This is a genomic window from Embleya sp. NPDC050154 (genome assembly GCF_044460165.1).
Lineage (GTDB): Bacteria > Actinomycetota > Actinomycetes > Streptomycetales > Streptomycetaceae > Embleya.
In genome coordinates, this window is the sequence record NZ_JBITJP010000025.1 from 139684 (window position 1) to 161991 (window position 22308).

The window sequence follows — 22308 nt, forward strand, 5'->3', positions numbered from 1 at the left end:
CATGAAGGACTTCAAGTCGGACCAGGAGGTGCGCTGGTGCCCGGGTTGCGGGGACTACGCGATCCTGGCGGCCGTGCAGGGCTTCATGCCCGAACTCGGTCTCCGCAAGGAGAACATCGTGTGGGTCTCGGGCATCGGCTGCTCCAGCCGCTTCCCGTACTACATGAACACCTACGGCATGCACTCGATCCACGGGCGCGCGCCGGCCATCGCGACCGGTCTGGCCACCTCGCGCGAGGACCTCTCGGTATGGGTGGTCACCGGTGACGGCGACGCGCTGTCCATCGGCGGCAATCACCTGATCCACGCGCTGCGGCGCAACGTCAACCTGAAGATCCTGCTGTTCAACAACCGGATCTACGGCCTGACCAAGGGTCAGTACTCGCCGACCTCCGAGACCGGCAAGATCACCAAGTCCACCCCGATGGGCTCGCTCGACCACCCGTTCAACCCGCTGTCGGTGGCCATCGGCGCCGAGGCCTCGTTCGTGGCCCGGTCGATCGACTCCGACCGCAAGCACCTGACCTCGGTGCTGCGCGCGGCGGCGGCGCACGAGGGCACCGCGCTGGTGGAGATCTACCAGAACTGCAACATCTTCAACGACGGCGCGTTCGAGCAGCTCAAGGACCCGGAGAAGCGGGACGACGTGACCATCCGGCTGGAGCACGGGCAGCCGATCCGGTTCGGCTCGGACGGGCAGTTCGGCGTGATCCGGGGTGCGCGCGGTTCGCTGGACGTGGCCGAGGTGGCCAAGGTCGGCGAGGACGCGCTGATGGTGCACGACGCGCACGCGGACAACCCGGAGTTGGCCTTCGCGCTGACCCGGCTGGGCGATCTGACCAGCAACACGCACACCCCCATCGGCGTCTTCCGCGACATTCGGCGCCCGGTCTACGACCGGCTGATGTCGGCCCAGATGGCCGAGGCGGCGAGCACCCAGGGCGCCGGCGACCTGGCCTCGCTGATCCGGGGCAACGACACCTGGACGATCAACTAGCGACACCGGCACGACCGGCGACGCCGGTACACGCGGATGGGGCCCGGCGGAATTCCGCCGGGCCCCACGCGTGTGCCGGGCCCGCGCCCGGCCGCACGTACCGGGCCTGCGCCACCGCCCCTGTTCGGCCGAGCGCGGGCATGTGCGCCGGGGCGCCGGGGCAGCCGAGGGGTCATGCAGCCACCGACCGGCCCGCCCGCTCCGCTCAGCGTGGACGTCCGGATTCCCGAGACGGTCGGATACCGGCTCAAGAAGCGACTGCTCGGCCCGCCGCTGGTGACCTCGCGGCTGCGCGGCGAGAAATTGTCCAACCCGACCGCGCTGGGCGTATTGGCCTCGGACTGCATCTCGTCGTCGGCGTACGGCACCGAGCAGATGTTGCGGGCGCTGGTGCCCTACATCGGCCTCGCGGCGTTCACCCTGCTCCTGCCGGTCACCTACGCGATCCTCGCGGTGCTGCTGTTGCTGACCCTGTGCTATCGGGACGTGGTGAGCCTGTACAGCAAGGCGGGCGGCTCCTACATCGTCGCGCGCGACAACTTCGGGCCGCGCGTCGCGCAGGTCGCCTCGGTCGCGCTGCTGATCGACTACGTGGTCACCGTCGCGGTGCAGACGGCGGCCGGCACCGACGCCATCGCCTCGCTGCTGCACCTGCTGTGGGGCACCGATATCAGCGGCTGGAAGCCGGAGATCTGTGTCGGCGTGGTCGCGGTGCTGTTCTACGGCAACCTGCGCGGGGTCAAGGAGGCCGGGCGCACGTTCGCGCTGCCCGCATACCTGTTCATGGGCGCGATGGCGATCGTGTTCGTGGTCGCGCTGGTGCGCTGGGCGAGCGACGGCGCGCTGCCGCAGGCGGACGTACACGCCGCCGGCGCCGTGCCGCTCGGCGAGTCCGGCAACGGACTGCTCTACGGCGCCTCGTTGTTCGTGGTGCTGCGGGCGTTCGCCAACGGCGGCTCCTCGCTGACCGGTCTGGAGGCGCTCTCGAACAGCGTGTCCACCTTCCGCGAACCGCGCGCCCGCAACGCGCGCAAGACGCTGGTGGCGATGTCGCTGGTGCTCGCGACCCTGGTGCTGGGCATCTCGCTGCTCGCGCACGCCACCCACGCGATCCCCTACCTGGAGGGCGATCCGACGGTGATCGCGCAGGAGGCGCACCTGGTCCTGGGTGAGGGCGTGCTCGGTCGGGCCGGGTTGATCTTCGTGCAACTGGCCACCGCGCTGATCCTGTACACCGGCGCGAACACGCCGTTCAACGGCTTCCCGTTCCTGGCCGACTTCGTCGCCGAGGACGCGTTCCTACCGAAGATGTTGCGCAAGCGCGGCCACCGGCTGGCCTTCTCGAACGGGATCATCCTGCTCGCGGTGCCCGCCGTCGCGCTGCTGCTGGCGACCGGGGCGAGCGTGGACTCGCTGGTCGCGCTGTACGCGATCGGCGTGTTCACCGGGTTCATGATGGCCGGCGCCGGGCTGACCAGGCACCACTGGAGGGTGCGCACCGGTCACTGGCGGGCCGCGACCGTGCTCAACGCGCTCACGGCCGTGGTCTCCGCCGCGGTGGTGCTGATCTTCGCGGTCACCAAGTTCACCGAGGGCGCGTGGCTGGTGGTGGTGCTCTTCCCGTTGGGCGTGTGGGCGCTGATCGGGGTCAACCGGCGCTACCGCGAGGAGGCGGCGGCACTCGCGGTGGCACCGGCCACGGCGGACTTCAACATTCGCGATCGCTCGGTGGTCGTGGTGCTGGTCGACTCGCTCGACGTCGCGGTGCTCCAGGCGGTGCGCTACGCCCGCTCGCTGCGCGCGGACGACCTGCGCGCGGCGCACTTCGTGCTGGACAGCCGGCATGCGAAGAAGCTGAGCAAGCGGTGGGAGGCGAGTCGGGCCGCCGACATCCCGCTTGAGCTGATCGAGTGTCCGGACCGGCGGCTGGCCCGGGCGGTGCTGGAACTGGCCGCGCGCGAGGTGGCGGACGGCGCGTCCGGAATCACCATGCTGCTGCCTCGGCACACCTATCCACCGGGCATCGGGCGCCTGCTGCACGGCCGCACCACCGACTCGATCGCGTCGGCGCTGACCCGGGTACCGCACGCGATCGCCACCATCGTGCCGTTCGACGTGGCCGCGGCGATGGCGCACCGGCCGATGCCGACGGAGCCTGCGGCGGCCAGGTGTGTGACCCGGTTGTTGCCGACGATGGACGCCGAGCCGGAGTCGGCGGACCGCGTGGCGGGTGCCACGTCGGTGGCCGAGCTCAAGTGGCGGCAGCGAGCCGAGGTGGTCGGCCGGGTCCGGTCGGTGTCCACGTCGCCGGAGAGCGCCCGGCCGGCCCTGGAGGTCGAGCTGTACGACCGCACCGGCGGCCTCAGGCTGCTCTTCCACGGCCGCCGGCACCTCGCGGGCGTGGAACCGGGCCGCCGGATGCGGGTGCACGGGGTGGTCGGCGAGTCGGAGGGCCACCTGGCGATGTCCGACCCGAGCTATGAACTGCTGCCGGAGGACGACTAGCGGGAGTGCTCCGCGCCGCCGCCTTTGTCGGCGCTCTCGGCGCCCTCGACGCCCTCGACGCCCTCGACATCCTCGACGCTCTTGCCGCCGACGCCGTTGTCCGAGCCGACGCCGTTGTCCGAGCCGTCGCCGCGGCGGAGCAGGCCCAGGCGGCTGGCCGTGCGGGTGATGTCCGTCGGCAGGTCGTCGCCGGCGAGGATTTCGGTCAGGGTGCGGTCGCTGCACAGGAAGAGCCGTACGTCGGCGTCGCAGCAGACGTCGATCAGGTTCACGAACCGCTGCCGGGCCTCGGCGCTCGCCGTCTTGAGCGCGGGCAGCCCGTCGAGCACCCACGTGGGGTACGTCTCGGCCAGGACGAGGTAGTCCAGCGGCGACGTCCGGCCCTCGCACAGCGCCGCGAACCCGCCCCACAACTCGCCCGGTCGGGCCGCCGCGACGGCGAGCTCGCGGTGGTTGACCCGCAGCGTGACCGCCTCGTCGGGCGTGGGCGGTACGAGTTGCTGCCCGCGCAACTGCTCGGGGTCGCCGGGCCACAACACCGCTCCGCGGGCGAACGCGGTGTCCAGGGTCTCGGTCCGGGGCAGCAACCGGTAATCCTGCGGTCCGGCGACGGTGACCACGGTCATCCGCGCCTCGATCTCGCGGATCGTCGGCTCGAACAGGTGGTGGTGGAGCGGGTTGGGCAGCAGCCCGGCGGGCGGGTAATTGGACGTGCAGACCAGAACCACCCCGCGCGCGTGCAGTTCCCGCAGCAGGCGGGTGACCAGCATCGCGTCGCCCGGGTCGTGCACGTGGAACTCGTCGAAGCACAACAGGTCGACGTCGCCGACCAGTTCGGACACGGCCGCGTCGACGGCGCTGCGCTCGTGGCCGTGGTCGTCGCGGTGCCGGCGGACCGCCTCGTGCAGGCGTCGGAAGAAGGCGTGAAAGTGCACCCGCGTCCGGCGCTCGGCGGGCAGCGGTACGGCCGCGAAGAACGTGTCGAGCAGCCAGGTCTTGCCCCGGCCGACCGGACCCCACAGGTACAGCCCCGCTGCCGGCCGGCGATGGAACAAGCCGTGCCCTCGGCCCCGACCCAGCGCCGCGCCGAGCTCGGCGAGCCGATCGGCGGCCTGCTCCTGTGCCGCGTCGAGCAGGTATCCGCGCGCACGTGCGGTCTCGTGGAAGTGGCCTCGCATCGTCTCGACCGTTGTCCGCCCCATGATCGGGATCGTAGTGAACGGCCCTTCGAGGGCTTCGCCGCCGGCCGGGATCGGGCGGCGCGGGTCAGGGGCGCGCGGCGAACAGCACGGTCAGGAGCGGTACGACGCGCATCGCGGGTACCTCGTAGTGCCCTCGGCCCACGGTGCGCAGCCAGCCGGCCGCGACCAGTTGGCGCAGGTGGTGGTAGACCTGCCCGCTGGTCCCCATCCCCTCCAGGGCGCCGAGTTCGGCCGCGGTGTCGGTGCCGCGCAGGATCTCGCGCAGCAGGGACAGTCGTACGGGGTGGCCGAGGGCGCCCAGGTGCTCGGCGAACGGCGCCCAGTCCTCGGCGAGCAACGCGTCCGCGTCGGCGGCCAGTTGCCACTCGACGGGCGTTCCCTGGGGCAGTCGCAGGGCGCCGGTGTACAGCAGCGCGCCGATCCCGTAGTGCTCCTTGAGCCCTTCCAGGGCCCAGAATGCCTCGGCGTCCGGGCTCGGCACGAACCGGTCGGCCGATCCGGTCGGCGGTTCGGCGGCCGCGGCCTCCAGCGCCGCGACGCGCTCGGTCAACGCGTCCAGGCGCGCGAGCAGGGCGGCCGGGTCGATCTTGTCGGCCTTGTCGGTCTTCTCGGTCGCAGTGGTCGGGTCGTTCCGTTCACTGTCGTCGTCCGGTCGATGCGCCACGTCGTGATTGTTACGCAGTTACGTAATCTCTTCAATCCATCGACGAGTCGTCGGCCCGCACGGGTATCGCGTGGTATTCGACCTCGACGTAGAACTGACCGTTGGGCTTCTTCAGCCGGCGCACGGTGCGGTGCCCGGTGGCGCCCAGTTCGCGCAACGCCTTCTGCACCCGGTACGGCCCTTCCGGCATCACGTCGGCCACATCCTTACCGGTGAACTTGATCCCCGCGGGCACCGCCAACATGCACGCGAGCACCCGCCGGGCGAGCGGGCTGAGGTCACTGTCGGCGCGCTCCGGTTCGCCCGTCACGGCGTCACCTCCCGCTGTTCAGTCGACCAGGTCGGCTGTGTCGATGGTCACCGAGAACGGTGCCGGCAGGGTCAGCTTCTTGCCGAAGGCAACCTCGTTGCGGCCGGCATAGGCATCACGCTCGGGGTCGGAGTACAGGATCACCTTCCCGTTCTGCCGGTCGATGAGCAGGTGGAACGGGATGCCGGCGAGCGCGTACGCCCGATGGTTCTTCATGCGGTCGCGGTTCGGATCGGAGGACGTCACCTCGACCACGAGCAGCACGTCGTCCGGTGGCATCCAGGACGGCGCGTGGCGCAGCCCTCCGTGCGGCACATAGGTCGCGTCCGGCACGACGAAGTCGCCACTGGGCAGCGCCAGCCCCTTGTTCCCGGACGCACTCAGCGCGACCGCGGACCCCAGCATCTGCAACCGGAGCTGGTCGACGATCGTCTCGTGGTCTCCGTCCGGCGGTGGCGCCACATTGGTATTCCCGTCGATGAACTCCACACGATCGTTTTTCAGCCGCTCGGACAGCGCGAAGAACTCGGCGAGTAGCGGCTCCTCATCGGTTTCCACATGATGGGGATACACCGATCCGACGGTCATCACACCCGGTCCTCCTCTCTCCGAGGCAACTCCGTCAGCCTAGTTTCGGCTCCGACCACACGGTAGCCTCCCCGATCCGGTTCACCCGATCGAGCCGAGGCGGGGTCTTCCGGGCTTGGCCTAGGCTGCGGCGTATGCGCGTGGACCTGCATCAGATCGTGGTGGACGCCCGGGAGCCCCGGCAGTTGGTGCGGTTCTGGGCCGGCCTGCTCGGCGGCGAGCCGGTGGATCGGGAACGGGGTTGGTCGCATGTCGAACCGCCCGGGGCGGTGCGCATGTCGTTCCAGCCCGTGCCCGAGGACAAGGCCGGGAAGAACCGACTGCACCTGGACCTGCGGGTGACCGACATCGACGCCGCCGTGGCCCTGGCGGTCTCCCTCGGCGCCGACGCCCGGGGCGCCACGGTCACCGACGAGCAGGGCTCGTTCCAGGTGATGAGTGACCCCGAGGGCAACGAGTTCTGCTTCGTGACCTGATCCCGGCAGCCGCCCGCACCCCCCGGAAACGCGGCGACGGATCGGCACGAGACAGGGAGTCGGCGGGACACATTCGCCGCTCGCTGCTTCGCGCCGATCCGTCGATCGTCGGGTCGGACCCGGTCAGGCCGCCGGGACCACCGCTTCGCGGGCCAGCACCCGCTGCGTGGCCTTCGGGTCCTTCTTCGCGAAGATCACCAGGCGCATGAAGGCGAACCGGCCGAGGCCGGCCAGGCCCGACGCGGACAGGTACACCGACTGCTCGACCAGCACACCGGCGTTCGGCTCGATCGCGCGCAGGACGAGCATCGCGGCGGTGGTGAACAGGTAGCAGACCAGGACGGTCAGCGCCGCCTTGACGTGGTCGCTCTTGCCGGGCTTGTCCTGGCCGAAGGTGAACCGGCTGTGCAGCTCGGTGGCGATCAACGTCGAGCCGACGGTCACCAGCGCGTTGGCGGCGGCGAACGGCACGTGGCCGGAGAGCAGGACCAGCGTCGCGCTGCTCGCGAGGCCGACACCGCCGCCGAAGACGACGAAGCGGACGAAGGAGCCGATCACTCCGGGTGCCTTGGCGGTGGTGTTGCCCGTGGTGTCCATGTGCAAGAGCATCCGCTTCACCGCCGGCAGCCCCCGCACAAACCACTGACCGCCCCGACAGCCCGCTGTCAGCGCGGGCCCCGGCTGTCAGCCGGCCCCGCCGACCTGCGCGTTCACTCGAAGTTCCAGTCCCGCGGCAACTCGGCGGCACAGCAGGCGCAGACGAAATCGTCCTCCTTGACCACCGCGCGCTCACCGCAATCCGGACACCGGCGGAACACGAACACGTCGGTGAAAGCGTCCGGACGGGCCACACCGATGCGCGCGAGGGCCGCGGCGACCGCCGGCCACGAATCCGGTTCCGGGCAATAGCCGGTCGACTGGTTGCCGATCCCGACCACCGCCCACGCCCCGTCCTCGACCCCGAAGGCGATCTCTCCGGCGCCGAGCACCCGTCCGCCGCCCGCACAGGCCACGTGCTCGCTGCGACGCGGGGCGAGCCGCAGCACCCCGTCGAGCGCGACCACGTACGTGAAGGGCTCGGCCAGGTCGCCGCGCTCCTGCGCCCCGAGCCAGGCCGCCAACTCGCCGGCCGAGCGGATCGGCCGGCCCCCGCCCGAGCCACGCACCACCTCGGCGCGGATGTCCGCCGGCCCGACATAGCGATAGCTGCGGAAGCGAGCACTCACGGCACCACCCTGCCGGCCCGGGCACGCCGACACGCGGGTGTTTCGGCGCGGGCCGAGGTGTCGGGTGACCCGCTCCGCGCGCCCGTGGTCGGCGCACGCCCCCGGTGCCGTGCGCGACCGGCTCACTTCCCCGGGCGCACCGCGTGGAACGCGTCCACCAGGCCGTGGCCGTGGAACGAGTCGATGTCGCCGGACGCGGTGCACGGCGCCGCGCACGGCAGTCGGGTCGCCGTCGCGTACAACCGGGCGGTGATCGCGGCCGGCCCCCACGCGGGATGCGCCGAGGCGATCAGCGCGGCCACCCCGCTCACCGCCGGCGCCGCCATCGACGTGCCCGCCTTGTGCGCCCAACCGCCCTCGCGCGCCGTCGACAACACGCCCTCGCCGCCCGCCCCGCCGCCGCCCGGGCCGGCCAGGTCCACCACACCCAGGCCCGTGTTCGAGTAGCCGGCCCGGCGCCCGTCCGCACCGACCGCCGCGACCGTGACCACACCCGGGAGTTCGGCCGGCAACATCCGGCACGCGTCGGTCACCGGCCGCGGCCTCACGGGCCGTTCGGCCGCGTCGTCGGGGCTGTACGGATCCACCGTCTTGTGCGCGAGGTCGTAGTCGGCGTTGCCCGCCGCCGCGATCGACAGCACGCCCCGATCGGCCGCGTACGCCGCCGCCCGGCGTACCGCCTCGTGGATCACCGCCTGGTCCTCGTCGTCCGGACACAGCAGCCACCACGGGTCGTTGTAGTAGCTGTGGTTGGCGATCCGCAGCCCCCGGTCCGCGTGCTCGGCGAGCCAGACGAACCCGCACACGCTCGCCTCGCCGTGGAACATCGCGTCCGCGTCACCGATCCGCAACGCCGCGATCCGCACCCCGGGCGCCACGCCGACCACGCCCGTGCCGTTGCGGGCCGCCGCGATGGTGCCGGCCACGTGTGTGCCGTGATCCGAGCGCGGGGCCCGCCACGCCGCGTCCGCCTGGATCGGCCGGCCCGTCGAACAGTCCGCGGACAACGCGGCGTCGAAGTTCGGCGCCAGATCCGGATGCCGATCGTCCACGCCCGTATCGGCCACCGCGACCACGACGTCGGGAACCCCCTCGGTGATCCGCTGCGCCTCGTACGCGTGCACCATCGCCAGGTTCCACTGGGCCGCCTCGGCCGGATCCGCGGCCGGCGCGCCGGTCCGCTCCGCCGCCCGCACCGGCACCGTGCGCGTCGCGCCGACCCGCGCCACCCCGGGCCGCCCGCGCACCGCCGCCGCGAATCCCGGCCCGCCGTGCGCCACCACCACCCCGATCCGCCCGTACGCCTGCACCACCGTGCCCCCGGCCCGCCGCACCGCCGCCTCGGCGAGCGCCGCGCCCGCCGCGCCGTCGGGCCGGGTCAGCACCAGGTACGAGTAGGTCTCCGGCGGTGTGTCCGCCGACCGCGCCGCCGCGGGCACCGTCCCGAACACCGCGGCCGCGGCCGCGGACACCATCGCGATCGCCGCGCGCATCCTCATGGGGCCGTACATGCACCCGGGACACCCGCGCCAACCGGACATTCACCCGGACGAGTCGCCCACCCGGACCACCGGCCGACCCGCCCGCGCTCACGTGGTGATGTCGCGTTCGGTCATCCGGGCCCAGGCCGCCGCACCGAAGATGGCCGTGTAGGCCGTCTGGACGCCCAGGTTGCGCAGGATCTCGTCGGTGGGGATCGGGTCGCGCAGCAGGTCGCCGAAGCTCATCCAGCCGTCGGTGAACAACCACGGGTGGATACCCGACAGTTGCGGGATCCCGGTGAGGATCGCGGTCACGATGACCACGCCCACCGTGGTGGCCATCGCCGCGACCGGCACCGTGGTCAGCGTCGACACGAACAGCCCGATCGCCGCGAGGCCGACCAGCGAGGCCGCGACGCACAGCGCGATCAACAGCGCGCGCCAGGACGCCTCGGCCATCGAGATGGTGTCCCCGGTCAACAGCGGCACATCGCCCATCGGGAACAGCGCGGCGCCCACCACCAGCGCGGACAGCGCCACCGTGAGCGTGGCGGCCAGGCAGAAGGCCAGCACGCCGGCGAACTTCACCAGCAACAACCGGGTCCGGCCGGCCGGCGCGACCAGCAGATAGCGCAGCGTCCCGGCGTGCGCCTCGCCCGCGATCGAGTCCCCCGCCACCACGCCGACCGTCATCGGCAGGAAGAACGGCAGCGCGGCGGCCAGCGACGCGAAGACCAGGAACAGCCCGTTGCCGGTGACCTGGTTCACGAAGTCCATTCCCCCGCCGCCACCGCCCGAGGAACCCCCGTCGTGGAAGTAGCGCAACGCGACCCCGAGCATGACCGGCACGAAGGCCAGGAAGCCCAGCATCGCGGCCGTGCGCGGGCGCAGGAAGACCAGGCGCAGTTCGCTGCGCATCAGCCCGCGCAGCCGCGGCAGTCGCTCGGACCCGAACGTCTCGGTGCCCGTCGAGTACCGGAACGCGGGCGACAGGACGCCCGTCTTGGGCAGTGCGTCAGTCGGTGACATCGAAGCCTTCTCCGGTCAGGGCGACGAACGCGTCCTCCAGGGACGGCCGCGCGAGGGTGAACGAACGGACCCGGACGTCGGCGCGCACCAGCGCCGCACAGACCTCGTCGGGCTCCAGGGGAGCGGGGTCGGCCTCGACACCGTCCGAGGTGGTGACGATGTCGCTCGCGCCGAGCCTGGTCAGCACCACGACCGCCGCCTCCGCGTCGGGAGTCGTGACCACCAGGCGGGCCCGGGTGCCCGCGCGCAGCGATTCCACCGTGCCCTGGGTGATCAGCCTGCCGTGGCTCATCACCGCCACGTCCGTGCACACCTGCTCGATCTCGTCCAGCAGATGCGAGGACAGGAACACCGTCGTGCCGTCTGCGGCCAAGGCGCGGATCAGCGCCCGGATCTCGCGCATCCCCTGCGGGTCCAGGCCGTTGGTCGGCTCGTCCAGCACCAGCAGGTCGCGCGGTCGCAACAGCGCGGAGGCGATGCCGAGCCGCTGCTTCATGCCCAGCGAGTACGCCCGCGCCTTGCGCCCGGCCACCGCCGTCAGCCCGACCTTGGCCAGTGCCTCGTCCACCCGGGCGGCGCGGGTGCGCGGATCCGACGTGGGGTCCGCGGCGTCCAGCCGCTCCAGGTTCTGCCGACCCGTCAGGAAGCCGTAGTGGGCCGGGCCTTCGATCAGCGCGCCGACCCTGGGCAGGACCTGCCCGACGGCCCCGGGCATGGGGCCGTCGAGCAGGGTGACCGAACCGCCGGTCGGCCGGATCAGGCCGAGCAACATCCGGATGGTCGTGGTCTTGCCGGAACCGTTGGGCCCGAGGAACCCGAAGACGGAACCGGCCGGCACGGTCAGGTCGAGTCCGTCCACGGCGAGCCGGTCCCGGCCGTAGCGCTTGGACAGCCCCTCGGTACGGATCGCCGCGGCGCCGACCGCCGTGGACGCGCTCATCGCTGTGCCGCGATCCGCTGGAGCGTGTCCGCGTCGACCGCGCCGGCGAAGATCCGGCCCGAGTCGGTGCTCAACACGTTCAGCAGCCGGGTGTCGATCAGCGTCCCGCCCGGAACCGGCTTGCCCAGCTTGCCCAACAGCCGGGTGGCGTCCTCGGCCTCCCCGCCGGCGGGCAACTCGACCACGGTGGCCCACCCGTCGCCGAACAGACCCGGGTTCTGCTTCGGCTGCTCCCCGGTGGGAGCGGTGGGCGGGTTCGGCGCGGCGGGCGGCTCGGGCATCGCCTCGTTCGTCGGCACCTCCTTGACCCGCGCCCCGGCCGGCGGCTTGAAGTCGAACGTGTCGGCCGCCGGCTTGTCGTAGGAGACCTTCTCGAAGCCGATGTCGATCGCGGGCTTGCCGCCCTTGACGGTGTCGACCGTCACCCGCAGCGGCACCCCGGTCCTCGCGTCCACGAACACCGTCGCCGCGGCGATCAGGCTGCCCTGGGCCTTGGGCGCGAAGCGGAGCTTGTAGACGTCGTGCCCGGCGACCCGGGCGGTGCCGTCGGCCCGGACGTCGGTGCTCGGGCCGACCAGGTCGAGCAGTTGCCCGGCCGCGTCCTGCGGCGTGACCGGCAGCAGCGAGGCCACGTCCGGCCGGCTCGTGTCGATCGTGCCGTGGGTGGCCGCGTGCGCACGGCTGTCGTAGGTCCACACGTCCCGGCCGTTGTGGATGACGTTGTACTCGGCCAGATCGGACATGATGCCGATCCGCTGTCGGTCCGGGCCGTCCACGGCCACCTGGAGCTTGTTGGTGCCGGACAGCAGCGCCTGTGGGCCGCCGCCGGCCTTGCCGGGCAGGGCGGGCAGGCCCAGGTCGGTGTCGATGCGGACGGTGCCGGTCAGCGCGTCGGCCCGGGCGGCGGCGACCTTGGCGACGAGTTGATCGGCGGTCTGGTCCGGTAGCCCCGGATGCGAGTCGTCGGCGAACGCGGCGGGGCCGAACGTCACGGCGCCCACGGTCGCCGCCGCGATCGCGGCCGGCACCGCGAAGCGCCACGGAACGGATCGGCGGGTGGTGCGGGTCATGGAGATTGCCCCCTGATTCGAGTGTCGAATGCGACACCACAAGGGGATCATCGGGACCGGGCACTCGGCGTCGGCCTCACGTCACCGCAAAACGTCACCCTCAAGACGTGCGCCGCACCCGAGCACGGGACTTGATGGTGACGCACCACCTCCCGCGCTACTCCCGAGGGAGCAGCCGGCGAGCACTCCCGCGGTAGACCGCGGCCCGCCCACCCGACGTCACGGGTGGGCGGGCCGGCATCGAAAACTACGCGCTGCGCTCCACGACCAACTCGCACAACGAGGACAACGCCCGCTTCGCGCTGCACTCCGGCAGCGGCGCCAGGACCTCCCGAGCCGCTTCGGCATAACGCCGAGTGTCCTCGCGGGCCTTGGCGAGTGCCGGGTGCGCGCGCAACAGCGCGAGCGCCTCGGCGTGCTCGTCGTCGTCGGTGATCGGCCCGTCCAGGAGGTTCAGCAGGTGCCGGTCGGCCGCCGGCGACGACCCGGCCACGCCCGCCCGCAGGTGCAGCACCGGCAACGTCGGCACACCCTCGCGCAGGTCGGTGCCCGGTGTCTTGCCGGACTCGGTCGCCTCGCTGGCGATGTCGAGCACGTCGTCGGCCAGTTGGAACGCGACGCCGAACCGCTCGCCGTAGCGGGTCAGGATGTCCACCACGTGCTCGTCCGCGCCCGCGAACATCGCGCCGAACTGGCCCGAGGCCGCGATCAGCGAGCCGGTCTTGTCCGCCATCACCGACAGGTAGTGCTCGACCGGGTCGTCGCCGGGGCCCGGTCCGACCGTCTCGCGGATCTGGCCGGTGACCAGTCGGGCGAACGCCCGCGCCTGGATCCGGACCGCCTCGTTGCCCAGGTCGGCGACGATCTCCGAGGCTCGGGCGAACAGGAAGTCGCCGGTCAGGATCGCGACCGAGTTGTCCCACCGGGAGTTCGCGCTGGGCGCGCCGCGCCGCAGCGGAGCCTCGTCCATCACGTCGTCGTGGTACAGCGTGGCCAGATGGGTCAGTTCGCACACCACCGCCGCGGGCACCACGCCCGGGGCCTGCCAGTCGCCGAACTGGGCGGCGAGCAGCACCAGCAGAGGCCGGAACCGCTTGCCGCCCGCCTCCACCAGGTGCCGCGAGGTCTGCGTCAGGTAGGGGAACTCGCTCTTGGTGGCCGCCAGGAGCTCCTGCTCCACGGCGGCCATCCCCGCCCTGATATCGGCGTCGAGAGTCTCGTCCGTGACGCTCAGCCCGAAGGGCCCCACGATCGCCATGACGGTTCTCTCCTGTCGATCACGCAGAGTCTCTGCGTCGTGCTCAATGGACGAACAAGGCTGCCTTGTCCGCGAGGTCCAGTACCGGCTGCGGGAGGATGCCAAGGACCACGGTAACGGCTACCCCGAGCGCGATGGCAGCGGTGGTCATCACGCTGGGTACGACAACCGTCGGACCGTCGACCTTGGGCTCCGAGAAGAACATCAACACGATCACCCGCACGTAGAAGAACGCGGCGATCGCGCTGCACAGCACACCGACCACCACGAGGCTGCCCGCACCCCCTTGCGCCGCCGCCTGGAAGACCGCGAACTTTCCGGAGAAACCGCTGGTCAGCGGGATTCCGGCGAAGGCGAGCAGGAACAGAGCGAACACTCCTGCGACCAGCGGGGAGCGCCTGCCCAGACCCGCCCAGTGGGACAGATGGGTCGCCTCGCCGCGGGCGTCGCGTACCAGTGTGACCACCGCGAAGGCACCCAGAGTGACGAACCCATAGGCCACAAGGTAGAACATCGTGGACGACACGCCCGCGTCGTTCATCGCGATCATTCCGGTCAGAATGAAACCCGCGTGGGCGATCGACGAGTAGGCCAGCAGTCGCTTCACGTCGGTCTGGGTGATCGCGATGATCGCGCCGGCGACCATGGTCAGGATCGCGACGCCGATCATCACCGGCCGCCAGTCCCAGCGCATGCCCGGCAGCGCGACGTAGAAGAACCGCATCATCGCGCCGAACGCGGCGACCTTGGTGGCCGCCGCCATGAACCCGGTGATCGGGGTCGGCGCGCCCTGGTACACGTCCGGCGTCCAGGAGTGGAACGGCACGGCGCCGACCTTGAACAGCAGGCCGACCGCCACCATCGCGAGCCCGATCAGCAGCAGCGCGTCGTTGTCCATCGCGCCCGCCGAGGCCACGCCGATCCTGTCCAGCGAGACACTGCCGGAGTAGCCGTACAACATCGCCACGCCGAACAGGAAGAACGCCGAGGAGAACGCGCCGAGCAGGAAGTACTTGAGCGCCGCCTCCTGGGAGAGCAGCCGGTTGCGCCGGGCCAGCCCGCACAGCAGGTAGAGCGGCAGCGACAACACCTCGAGCGCCACGAACATCATCAGCAGGTCGTTCGCCGCCGGGAAGAGCAGCATGCCCACCAGCGAGAACATGGTCAGCGGGAAGACCTCGGTCTGCGTCCACCCGGCCGCCGTCGCGTCCTTCTCCTGCTGACTGCCCGGCGCCGCCGCGGCCTGCGGGGCGAACGCGTCGCCGCCGGCCGGTTCCAGCCTGCGCTCGCCGATCAGCAGCACCGAGGCGATGCCGATCAGCAGCAGCGTGCCCTGCAGGAACAGCGACGGGCCGTCCACGGCGACCGCGCCCATCGCGGTGATGCTGCCCCGGTGGTCGTCCGGGAGGTCCCGGGCGAGCCAGACGACCGCGCCGAAGGCGCCGATCATGCCGACCAGGGCCACGGTGAGCTGCGCGCGGTAGCGGGCCGGTCGGGGCAGGAACGCCTCGATCAGCACGCCGACCACGGCGACGCCCGCGATGATCAGGATCGGCGAGAGCTTGCCGTACTCGACGGTGGGCGCGTCCACCTTCGTCGCGGCGAGCGTTGCCGTAGCGGCGGTGCTCATGCTCACTTGGAGCCTCCAGTGGTGTGCGCCTCGGTGCCCGCGGCCTGTTCGATGGGCTTGGTGGGCGCCGGGTCCTTCTGTTCCACCCGGCTGAGCGTGTGGTCCACGGCCGGGTTCACCGCGTCGAGCACCGGCTTGGGATAGACGCCGAGCACGAGCAGGAACGCGATCAGCGGTACCACGACCGCCAGTTCACGCGGCACCAGGTCGCGGAGCTTCTCATTGCCCGGCCGCAGTGGGCCGGTCATCGTGCGTTGGTACAACACCAGCACGTACAGGGCGGCGAGCACGATGCCGGTGGTGGCGAAGATCGCGGCCACCTTGTACTTCGCGAACGCGCCCACCAACACCAGGAATTCGCTCACGAACGGGGCGAGTCCCGGCATCGAGAGGGTCGCGAGTCCGGCCACCAGGAACGTACCCGCGAGAATGGGGGCGACCTTCTGCACGCCGCCGAAGTCGGCGATCGTCTTGCTGCCGCGGCGGGTGATCAGGAAGCCCGCGATCAGCAGCAGGGCCGCGGTGGAGAAGCCGTGGTTGACCATGTACAACGTCGCGCCCGACTGACCCTGACTGGTCATCACGAAGATGCCCAGGATGATGAAGCCGAAGTGCGAGATGGACGTGTACGCGATCAGCCGCTTGATGTCGGTCTGGCCGACCGCCAGCAGCGCGCCGTAGATGATCCCGATCACCGCGAGCGTGACGATCACGGGGGCGAAGTACTTCGACGCGTCCGGGAAGATCTCCAGGCAGAACCGCAACATCGCGAACGTGCCGACCTTGTCCACCATCGCGGTGACCAGCACCGCGATGCCGGGTGTGGCCTCGGTCATGGTGTCCGGCAGCCAGGTGTGGAACGGCCACAGCGGGGCCTTGACCGCGAACGCGAACATGAAGCCCAGGAACAGCGCCTTCTCCGCGGTCGGATCGATGTCGAGCTGACCGGTGGCCACCGCCTGCGAGATCTTCACGAAGTCGAACGTGCCGTTGCCGTCGATCCCGATGCCCTGGTTCGCGGTCGCCACGTACAGCCCGACCACGGCGGCCAGCATGACCAGTCCGCCGAGCAGGTTGTAGAGCAGGAACTTGACCGCCGCGTAGGAGCGTTGCGCGCCGCCGTAGCCGCCGATCAGGAAGTACATCGGGATCAGCATGGCTTCGAAGAAGACGTAGAACATGAACACGTCGGTGGCCGCGAAGGACACCACGACCATGGCCTCGACCAGCAACATCAGCGCGAAGAACGCGTGCGTGCTGCGCGGCGCGGGCTTGCCGGTGCCGGCCGAGCCGTCGGCGTTCACCGGCGCCTGGTCCGCGTCGTGCCAGGAGGCCAGGATCAGCAGCGGCATCAGCACCGCGGTGAGCAGGATCAGCACCAGGCCGATCCCGTCCACACCCAGCGACCAGCGCACCCCGAACGAGGAGATCCAGCTGTAGCTCTCGGTGATCTGGAAACGGCCGCCGTCGTTGTCGAACCTGGTCGCCACCGCGATCGCGACGGCCAGTGTGAGCAGGCTGAACAGCAGCGCCACGTTCTTGGCGAGCTTGCGCTTGCCGGCCGGAACGGCGGCGACGCACAGGCCACCGACGAACGGCAGCGCCGCCAGCGTCGTCAGCCAGGGAAAGTGGCCGTTCATCGAAGTCCCTCCGCCGAGGCGCCTACGGTGTGGGCGATCTGGGGTCGTGTCCGGATGGTCATGTTCAGGCCATCCGAGCCATCAGCGTGCAGGCCACGACCAGCAGCGTGCCGCCGAACATGGACAGCGCGTACGAGCGGACGAAGCCGGTCTGCACCTTGCGCACACGCGCCGAGGTGCCGCCGAAGAACGCCGCGAGTCCGCCCACGAATCCGTCCACGCCGCGGTTGTCGAACCACACGAGCAGGCGGGTCAGGTACTGACCGGGCCGCATCACCAGGCCCTCGTTGACCGCGTCCTGGTACAGGTCCCGACGAGCGGCCACGGTGACCAGGCTCGCGGCCGGCGCCACGGCGGGCACGTCCCGGCGGGCGTACTGCACGTAGGCCACCGCCGAGCCGAGCGCGACCATCGCGAGCGCCATACCGGTGACCGCCCACTCGCTCATCGGCAGGTCGCCGTGCGAGAAGCCGGTGACCGGCGTCAGCCACTTCACGAACGAGTCGTTGAGCACGAACAGGCCACCGGCGAACACCGATCCGAACGCGAGCAGGATCATCGGGCCGGTCATCGAGGTCGGCGACTCGTGCGGGTGCGGCTCGTGCCAGTCCGCCGGGGCGCCGACGGGCGCCTCCTTCCAGCGTTCCTTGCCGAAGAAGGTCATCAGCATCACGCGCGTCATGTAGAACGCGGTGAGGCCGGCGGCGAGCAGGGTGACCGCGCCCAGGATCCAGCCGGAGGTGCCGCCCTTGGCGAACGCCGCCTCGATGATCTTGTCCTTGGTGAAGAACCCGGACAGCAGTGGGAAGCCGATGATCGACAGGTAGCCCAGGCCGAAGGTGGCGAAGGTGATCGGCATGTACTTGCGCAGGCCGCCGTAGCGGCGCATGTCGACCTCGTCGTTCATGCCGTGCATGACCGAACCCGCGCCCAGGAACAACCCGGCCTTGAAGAAGCCGTGCGTGACCAGGTGCATGATCGCGAAGGCGTAGCCGATCGGACCCAGGCCCGCGGCCAGGATCATGTAGCCGATCTGGCTCATCGTCGAGGCGGCCAGCGCCTTCTTGATGTCGTCCTTGGCGCAACCCACGATCGCCCCGAACAGCACGGTGATCGCGCCCACGATGGTGACCGCGAGCTGGGCGTCCGGCGAGGCGTTGAAGATCTCCGCCGACCGCGTGATCAGGTACACGCCGGCGGTGACCATGGTCGCCGCGTGGATCAGCGCGGAGACCGGGGTCGGGCCCTCCATCGCGTCGCCGAGCCAGGCCTGGAGCGGGAACTGCGCCGACTTGCCGCACGCGGCGAGCAGCAGCATCAGGCCGATCGCGGTCATCGTGCCGTCGCTCGCGCTCGCACTGCCGCCGAGCACGTCGGCGAAGTCGAAGCTGCCGAACGTGGTGAACATCAGGAAGATCGCGACGGCCAGACCGAAGTCGCCGACGCGGTTCATGATGAACGCCTTCTTGGCGGCGGTCGCGGCGCTGGGCTTGTGCTGCCAGAAACCGATCAGCAGGTAGGAGGCAAGACCCACACCCTCCCAACCGACGTACAGCAGAAGGTAGTTGTTCGCCAGCACCAGCAGCAGCATCGCGGCGACGAACAGGTTCAGATAGGCGAAGAAGCGTCGACGGTTCTCGTCGTGCGCCATGTAGCCGATCGAGTAGATGTGGATCAGCGAGCCCACACCGGTGATCAGCAGCACGAACACCATGGACAGTTGGTCCAGGTGCAGGCCGATGTCGGCCTGGAACTCGTTGACCGGCGCCCAGGTCCACAGGTGCTGGTCGACGGAGCGGTCCGCGTCGTCCTTGCCGAGCATGGTCACGAACATGAGCGCGCCGACCACGAACGACCCGAGGGCCAAGGCGGTGGCGAGGATGTGGCCGAAGGCGTTGGTGCGCTTGCCGCCGACGAGCAGCAGCAGCGCGCCCAACAGCGGCAGGCCGACGACCAGCCACAGCGCCGAGAACGCGCCACTCGCCGCGACGGAGTGCAGCCCGCCGCCGCCCTCGTTGGCGAGCACGACGCCGGAGGCCAGGGAGGAGGTTTCGATCACCGGTTCCGACCTACCACTTCATGAGGCTGGCGTCGTCGACCGAGGCCGAACGGCGGCTGCGGAAGATGGCGATGATGATGGACAGTCCGACCACGACCTCGCACGCGGCGACGACCATCGTGAAGAACGCGATGATCTGGCCGTCGAGGTTGTCGTGCATGCGGCCGAACGTCACGAACGCGAGGTTGCACGCGTTCAACATCAGTTCGACGCACATGAACACGACGATCGCGTTGCGCCGGAGCAGGACCCCGGCCGCGCCGATGGTGAACAACAGCGCGGACAGGTACAGGTAGTTCACCGGATTCACGGGCGCCCCTCCTTGGAGCCTGCGCCGGCGGCAACCTCGTTGCCCGACCCGTCGCCCGCCGAGGTGTCGGCGTCGTCGTGTTCCTGCCGGGCGGTGGGCACCGGCGCGGACGAGGGTCCGTCCGACTCGTCCGGCCACGCCTCGTCGTCGGTGTCGGTGCCGGCGCTCTCCAACTCGGCGACGCTGTGCACCTGCTCGGCGCTGACGTCGCGGATCTGTCCGCGCGCACGGAGAGTGTTGTTGATCGACAACTGCGAGATGCTGCCGTCCGGCAGCAGCGCGGGCACGTCCACGGCGTTGTGCCGGGCGTACACACCGGGCGTGGGCAGCGGCGCGACCTGCTTGTTATCGCGCACCCGCTCCTCGGAGAGTTCGCGCTGGGATTTGCGCGCCACCAGCCGCTCGCGGTGCGCGAGCACCATCGCGCCGACCGCCGCGGTGATCAGCAGCGCGCTGGTCATCTCGAAGGCCCAGATGTACTTGGTGAAGATCTGGTGCGCCAGGCCTTGGACGTTGCCCTCGGCCACCGCGCGCAGTGCCTCGTCGTCGGTCTCGGCGGGGTAGACCGGGCGGCTGCCCGGCGTCTTGGTGGCCAAGGCGCTGAAGTGCGTGATGGACGCGTTGGCGATGCCGGCGACGAGCAGGATGCCGAAGCCCAGGCCGAGCCCCGCGGCGGCGATCCGCTGGCCCTTCAGCGTCTCCTTGAGCGAGTCCACCGAGGAGACGCCGACCAGCATCAGCACGAACAGGAACAGCATCATGATCGCGCCGGTGTAGACCACGATCTGCACGATGCCCAGGAACATCGCGCCCTGGGCCAGGTAGAAGATCGCCAGGCACATCATCGTGGTGACCAGCGCGAGCGCGCTGTGCACCGCCTTCTTCATGAAGACGGTGGCCAGGGCGCCGATCAGCGCGACGGCCGCGAGCACCCAGAACTGCAGCGCCTCACCGGTGGAGGTCTTGGTGACCTCGGCCGCGAAGTCGATTCCGGGGCTCATCGGCCCGCCTCCGTCCCCTGCTTGTGCGCCTCGGCCGTCTCGCGGGGCTGCCCCTGGGTCACCGTGCCGGGCGCGGCCGCGGTGACCTTGCCCAGGTAGTAGTCGGTGTCGGTGGTTCCCGGGTACATCTCGTGCGGCGCCGGGACCATGCCCTCGTACAGCGGCGCGAGCAGCTGTTCCTTGGTGAAGATCAGGCTCGCCCGGCTGGTGTCGGCGAGCTCGAACTCGTTGGTCATGGTCAGCGCCCGGGTCGGGCAGGCCTCGATGCACAGGCCGCAGAAGATGCAGCGCAGGTAGTTGATCTGGTAGTTGCGGCCGTACCGCTCACCGGGCGAGAAGCGCTCCTCGTCGGTGTTGTCGGCACCCTCCACGAAGATCGCGTCGGCGGGACACGCCCACGCGCACAGTTCGCAGCCGATGCACTTCTCCAGGCCGTCGGCGTACCGGTTGAGCTGGTGCCGGCCGTGGAATCGCGGTGCGGTGACCTTCTTCTCGTACGGGTAGTACTCGGTGTTCGCCTTCTTGAACATCGTCGCGAAGGTGACACCGAACCCCGCGACCGGTCCGAGGAACTTGGGCACGGGTCTATGCCTCTCCTTCAGTGCGGTCGGCCGGGGGCTCCGCCGCGGCCGGCACTCCGACCGGCTCGGGTTTGCGCACGTTGCGGCGCGGCACCGGCGGGAGTTGCTGTCCCGGCATCGGCGGTACGGGGAACCCGCCCGCCATCGGGTCGAACGGTTCGGGGCCGGCCGCCTTCGCGTCGGCCTCCTCGTCCTTGTTGGGCGTGACCGCGTCCCACAGGATCGACAGCAGGAGCAGGGCGACCACGCCGCCGGCGACCCACAGCACGATCCGGGACTGCTCGTAGCCCTCGTTCTTGAGCGCGCGCACGGTGGCCACCAGCATCAGCCACACCAGCGAGAGCGGGATCAGCACCTTCCAGCCGATCTTCATGAACTGGTCGTAGCGGAACCGCGGCAGCGTGCCGCGCAGCCAGATGAACACGAAGATGAAGGCCTGGACCTTGAGGAAGTACCAGAGGAAGGGCCACCAGCCGGAGTTGGCGCCGTCCCAGACCGCGGTGATCGGCCACGGCGCAAGGTAGCCGCCGAGGAACAGGGTGGTCGCCAGCGAGCTGACCACGACCATGTTCACGTACTCGGCGAGGAAGAACAGCGCGAACTTCAGCGACGAGTACTCGGTGTGGAAGCCGCCGACCAGCTCGCCCTCGGCCTCGGGGAGGTCGAACGGCGCGCGGTTGGTCTCACCGATCATCGCGACGACGTAGATGATGAACGAGACCGGCAGCAGGACGGCGTACCAGGTGTCCTGCTGGGCGGCGACGATCTCCGACGTGGACATCGAGCCGGCGTAGAGGAAGACCGCCGCGAACGACAGGCCCATCGCGATCTCGTACGAGATCATCTGCGCCGAGCTGCGCAGCCCGCCGAGCAGCGGGTAGGTCGAGCCCGAGGACCAGCCCGCGAGCACGATGCCGTAGATGCCCACGGACGCGACCGCGAGGATGTAGAGGACCGCGACCGGCAGGTCGGTCAGTTGCAGGTGTGTGCGCTCCCCGAAGATGGAGACCTCGGGGCCGAAGGGGATCACCGCGAACGCCATGAACGCCGGGACCATCGCCACGATCGGGGCGATGATGTAGACGGCCTTGTCTGCGCCCTTGACGGTGATGTCCTCCTTGAGCGCGAGCTTCACGCCGTCCGCGAGGGACTGGAGCAGGCCCTGCGGGCCGGTGTACTTGGGCCCGATGCGCATCTGCATCCAGGCCACGACCTTGCGTTCCCACCAGATCGCGAACAGCGTCATCACGACGCAGAACGCGAAGATGAGCACCGCCTTGAGCAGGACCAGCCACCAGACGTCGGTGCCGAACCCGACGGCGGCGAGCTGCATGCCGCTGT

The 22308-nt window shown here is 70.4% G+C and carries 20 protein-coding genes and 1 pseudogene; 3 read left to right on the forward strand and 18 right to left on the reverse strand.

From position 1 onward, the window contains the following. The first annotated feature begins 1 nt into the window (after position 1). Both ACIBSV_RS39185 and ACIBSV_RS39190 read left to right on the forward strand, forming a co-directional pair. Positions 2 to 997, forward strand: a complete 996-nt coding sequence (locus tag ACIBSV_RS39185; RefSeq protein WP_395871830.1) for a 2-oxoacid:ferredoxin oxidoreductase subunit beta — start codon at positions 2 to 4, stop codon at positions 995 to 997. Positions 998 to 1171: 174 nt separating this feature from the next. Next, positions 1172 to 3127: pseudogene (locus ACIBSV_RS39190) on the forward strand (APC family permease); the annotation flags it as partial. Positions 3128 to 3498: 371 nt separating this feature from the next. Here ACIBSV_RS39190 and zapE read toward each other — a convergent pair. The 4 genes from zapE to ACIBSV_RS39210 all read right to left on the reverse strand — a co-directional run bounded on the left by zapE (position 3499) and on the right by ACIBSV_RS39210 (position 6266). Beyond that, positions 3499 to 4704, reverse strand: coding sequence for a cell division protein ZapE (zapE, locus tag ACIBSV_RS39195; RefSeq protein ID WP_395871785.1), 1206 nt, complete (start codon positions 4702 to 4704; stop codon positions 3499 to 3501). A gap of 64 nt (positions 4705 to 4768) precedes the next feature. After that, entirely contained in the window at positions 4769 to 5275 is a 507-nt protein-coding gene (locus ACIBSV_RS39200) for a helix-turn-helix domain-containing protein (RefSeq protein ID WP_395871832.1), read from the reverse strand. A 124-nt stretch (positions 5276 to 5399) separates the two neighbouring features. Next, positions 5400 to 5678: a hypothetical protein gene (locus tag ACIBSV_RS39205; protein WP_395871787.1), complete on the reverse strand. Its 279-nt coding sequence runs from the start codon at positions 5676 to 5678 to the stop codon at positions 5400 to 5402. An 18-nt stretch (positions 5679 to 5696) separates the two neighbouring features. After that, the gene (locus ACIBSV_RS39210) at positions 5697 to 6266 is read right to left on the reverse strand and encodes a Uma2 family endonuclease (RefSeq protein ID WP_395871789.1); all 570 of its coding nucleotides are present in this window, start codon (positions 6264 to 6266) and stop codon (positions 5697 to 5699) included. A 134-nt stretch (positions 6267 to 6400) separates the two neighbouring features. On the opposite strand from ACIBSV_RS39210, the gene ACIBSV_RS39215 reads away from it, so the two are divergent. Beyond that, the gene (locus ACIBSV_RS39215; RefSeq protein ID WP_395871791.1) at positions 6401 to 6742 is read left to right on the forward strand and encodes a VOC family protein; all 342 of its coding nucleotides are present in this window, start codon (positions 6401 to 6403) and stop codon (positions 6740 to 6742) included. Positions 6743 to 6865: 123 nt separating this feature from the next. Here the strand turns inward: ACIBSV_RS39215 and ACIBSV_RS39220 are convergent, their stop codons facing one another. From ACIBSV_RS39220 to nuoH, 14 genes are all read right to left on the reverse strand, one after another. Further along, positions 6866 to 7339, reverse strand: coding sequence for a hypothetical protein (locus tag ACIBSV_RS39220; protein ID WP_395871793.1), 474 nt, complete (start codon positions 7337 to 7339; stop codon positions 6866 to 6868). A 113-nt stretch (positions 7340 to 7452) separates the two neighbouring features. After that, positions 7453 to 7968 (reverse strand): hypothetical protein, encoded by a 516-nt coding sequence (locus ACIBSV_RS39225; RefSeq protein WP_395871795.1) that lies wholly within the window; start codon positions 7966 to 7968, stop codon positions 7453 to 7455. Between the two features lie 122 nt (positions 7969 to 8090). Continuing rightward, positions 8091 to 9479, reverse strand: coding sequence for a S8 family serine peptidase (locus ACIBSV_RS39230; protein WP_395871797.1), 1389 nt, complete (start codon positions 9477 to 9479; stop codon positions 8091 to 8093). A gap of 78 nt (positions 9480 to 9557) precedes the next feature. Continuing rightward, positions 9558 to 10478 (reverse strand): ABC transporter permease, encoded by a 921-nt coding sequence (locus tag ACIBSV_RS39235; RefSeq protein WP_395871799.1) that lies wholly within the window; start codon positions 10476 to 10478, stop codon positions 9558 to 9560. Further along, the gene (locus ACIBSV_RS39240; RefSeq protein WP_395871800.1) at positions 10465 to 11418 is read right to left on the reverse strand and encodes an ATP-binding cassette domain-containing protein; all 954 of its coding nucleotides are present in this window, start codon (positions 11416 to 11418) and stop codon (positions 10465 to 10467) included. The genes ACIBSV_RS39235 and ACIBSV_RS39240 overlap by 14 nt, the downstream gene beginning before the upstream one ends. Beyond that, complete coding sequence (locus ACIBSV_RS39245; RefSeq protein WP_395871802.1) at positions 11415 to 12488, reverse strand: outer membrane lipoprotein carrier protein LolA; 1074 nt, start codon at positions 12486 to 12488, stop codon at positions 11415 to 11417. The genes ACIBSV_RS39240 and ACIBSV_RS39245 overlap by 4 nt, the downstream gene beginning before the upstream one ends. 247 nt (positions 12489 to 12735) lie before the next feature. Further along, entirely contained in the window at positions 12736 to 13746 is a 1011-nt protein-coding gene (locus ACIBSV_RS39250) for a polyprenyl synthetase family protein (protein WP_395871804.1), read from the reverse strand. A 43-nt stretch (positions 13747 to 13789) separates the two neighbouring features. Beyond that, on the reverse strand, positions 13790 to 15376 hold the full coding sequence (nuoN, locus tag ACIBSV_RS39255; RefSeq protein ID WP_395871806.1) for an NADH-quinone oxidoreductase subunit NuoN: 1587 nt from the start codon (positions 15374 to 15376) through the stop codon (positions 13790 to 13792). Between the two features lie 2 nt (positions 15377 to 15378). Then, complete coding sequence (locus tag ACIBSV_RS39260; RefSeq protein ID WP_395871808.1) at positions 15379 to 17016, reverse strand: NADH-quinone oxidoreductase subunit M; 1638 nt, start codon at positions 17014 to 17016, stop codon at positions 15379 to 15381. Between the two features lie 64 nt (positions 17017 to 17080). Further along, the gene (gene nuoL / locus ACIBSV_RS39265; RefSeq protein WP_395871834.1) at positions 17081 to 19015 is read right to left on the reverse strand and encodes an NADH-quinone oxidoreductase subunit L; all 1935 of its coding nucleotides are present in this window, start codon (positions 19013 to 19015) and stop codon (positions 17081 to 17083) included. A gap of 70 nt (positions 19016 to 19085) precedes the next feature. Next, a complete protein-coding gene (gene nuoK / locus ACIBSV_RS39270; protein ID WP_020549317.1) occupies positions 19086 to 19385 on the reverse strand; it encodes an NADH-quinone oxidoreductase subunit NuoK in 300 nt (99 codons plus the stop codon). Beyond that, entirely contained in the window at positions 19382 to 20386 is a 1005-nt protein-coding gene (locus ACIBSV_RS39275) for an NADH-quinone oxidoreductase subunit J (RefSeq protein WP_395871810.1), read from the reverse strand. Before ACIBSV_RS39275 ends, nuoK begins: the two co-directional genes overlap by 4 nt. Beyond that, positions 20383 to 20967 (reverse strand): NADH-quinone oxidoreductase subunit NuoI, encoded by a 585-nt coding sequence (nuoI, locus tag ACIBSV_RS39280; protein ID WP_395871812.1) that lies wholly within the window; start codon positions 20965 to 20967, stop codon positions 20383 to 20385. The genes ACIBSV_RS39275 and nuoI overlap by 4 nt, the downstream gene beginning before the upstream one ends. A gap of 4 nt (positions 20968 to 20971) precedes the next feature. Continuing rightward, entirely contained in the window at positions 20972 to 22300 is a 1329-nt protein-coding gene (gene nuoH, locus ACIBSV_RS39285; RefSeq protein WP_395871836.1) for an NADH-quinone oxidoreductase subunit NuoH, read from the reverse strand. Positions 22301 to 22308 lie beyond the last annotated feature (8 nt).

Excerpts from the sequence above, each read along its gene's own strand:
- ACIBSV_RS39185 (WP_395871830.1), top strand. The coding sequence starts at position 2 with ATGAAGGACTTCAAGTCGGACCAGGAGGTGCGCTGGTGCCCGGGTTGC.
- zapE (WP_395871785.1), bottom strand. The coding sequence starts at position 4,704 with ATGGGGCGGACAACGGTCGAGACGATGCGAGGCCACTTCCACGAGACC.
- ACIBSV_RS39210 (WP_395871789.1), bottom strand. The coding sequence starts at position 6,266 with ATGACCGTCGGATCGGTGTATCCCCATCATGTGGAAACCGATGAGGAG.
- ACIBSV_RS39215 (WP_395871791.1), top strand. The coding sequence starts at position 6,401 with ATGCGCGTGGACCTGCATCAGATCGTGGTGGACGCCCGGGAGCCCCGG.
- ACIBSV_RS39220 (WP_395871793.1), bottom strand. The coding sequence starts at position 7,339 with ATGGACACCACGGGCAACACCACCGCCAAGGCACCCGGAGTGATCGGC.
- ACIBSV_RS39230 (WP_395871797.1), bottom strand. The coding sequence starts at position 9,479 with ATGTACGGCCCCATGAGGATGCGCGCGGCGATCGCGATGGTGTCCGCG.
- ACIBSV_RS39235 (WP_395871799.1), bottom strand. The coding sequence starts at position 10,478 with ATGTCACCGACTGACGCACTGCCCAAGACGGGCGTCCTGTCGCCCGCG.
- ACIBSV_RS39240 (WP_395871800.1), bottom strand. The coding sequence starts at position 11,418 with ATGAGCGCGTCCACGGCGGTCGGCGCCGCGGCGATCCGTACCGAGGGG.
- ACIBSV_RS39245 (WP_395871802.1), bottom strand. The coding sequence starts at position 12,488 with ATGACCCGCACCACCCGCCGATCCGTTCCGTGGCGCTTCGCGGTGCCG.
- ACIBSV_RS39250 (WP_395871804.1), bottom strand. The coding sequence starts at position 13,746 with ATGGCGATCGTGGGGCCCTTCGGGCTGAGCGTCACGGACGAGACTCTC.
- nuoN (WP_395871806.1), bottom strand. The coding sequence starts at position 15,376 with ATGAGCACCGCCGCTACGGCAACGCTCGCCGCGACGAAGGTGGACGCG.
- ACIBSV_RS39260 (WP_395871808.1), bottom strand. The coding sequence starts at position 17,016 with ATGAACGGCCACTTTCCCTGGCTGACGACGCTGGCGGCGCTGCCGTTC.
- ACIBSV_RS39275 (WP_395871810.1), bottom strand. The coding sequence starts at position 20,386 with ATGAGCCCCGGAATCGACTTCGCGGCCGAGGTCACCAAGACCTCCACC.
- nuoH (WP_395871836.1), bottom strand. The coding sequence starts at position 22,300 with ATGCAGCTCGCCGCCGTCGGGTTCGGCACCGACGTCTGGTGGCTGGTC.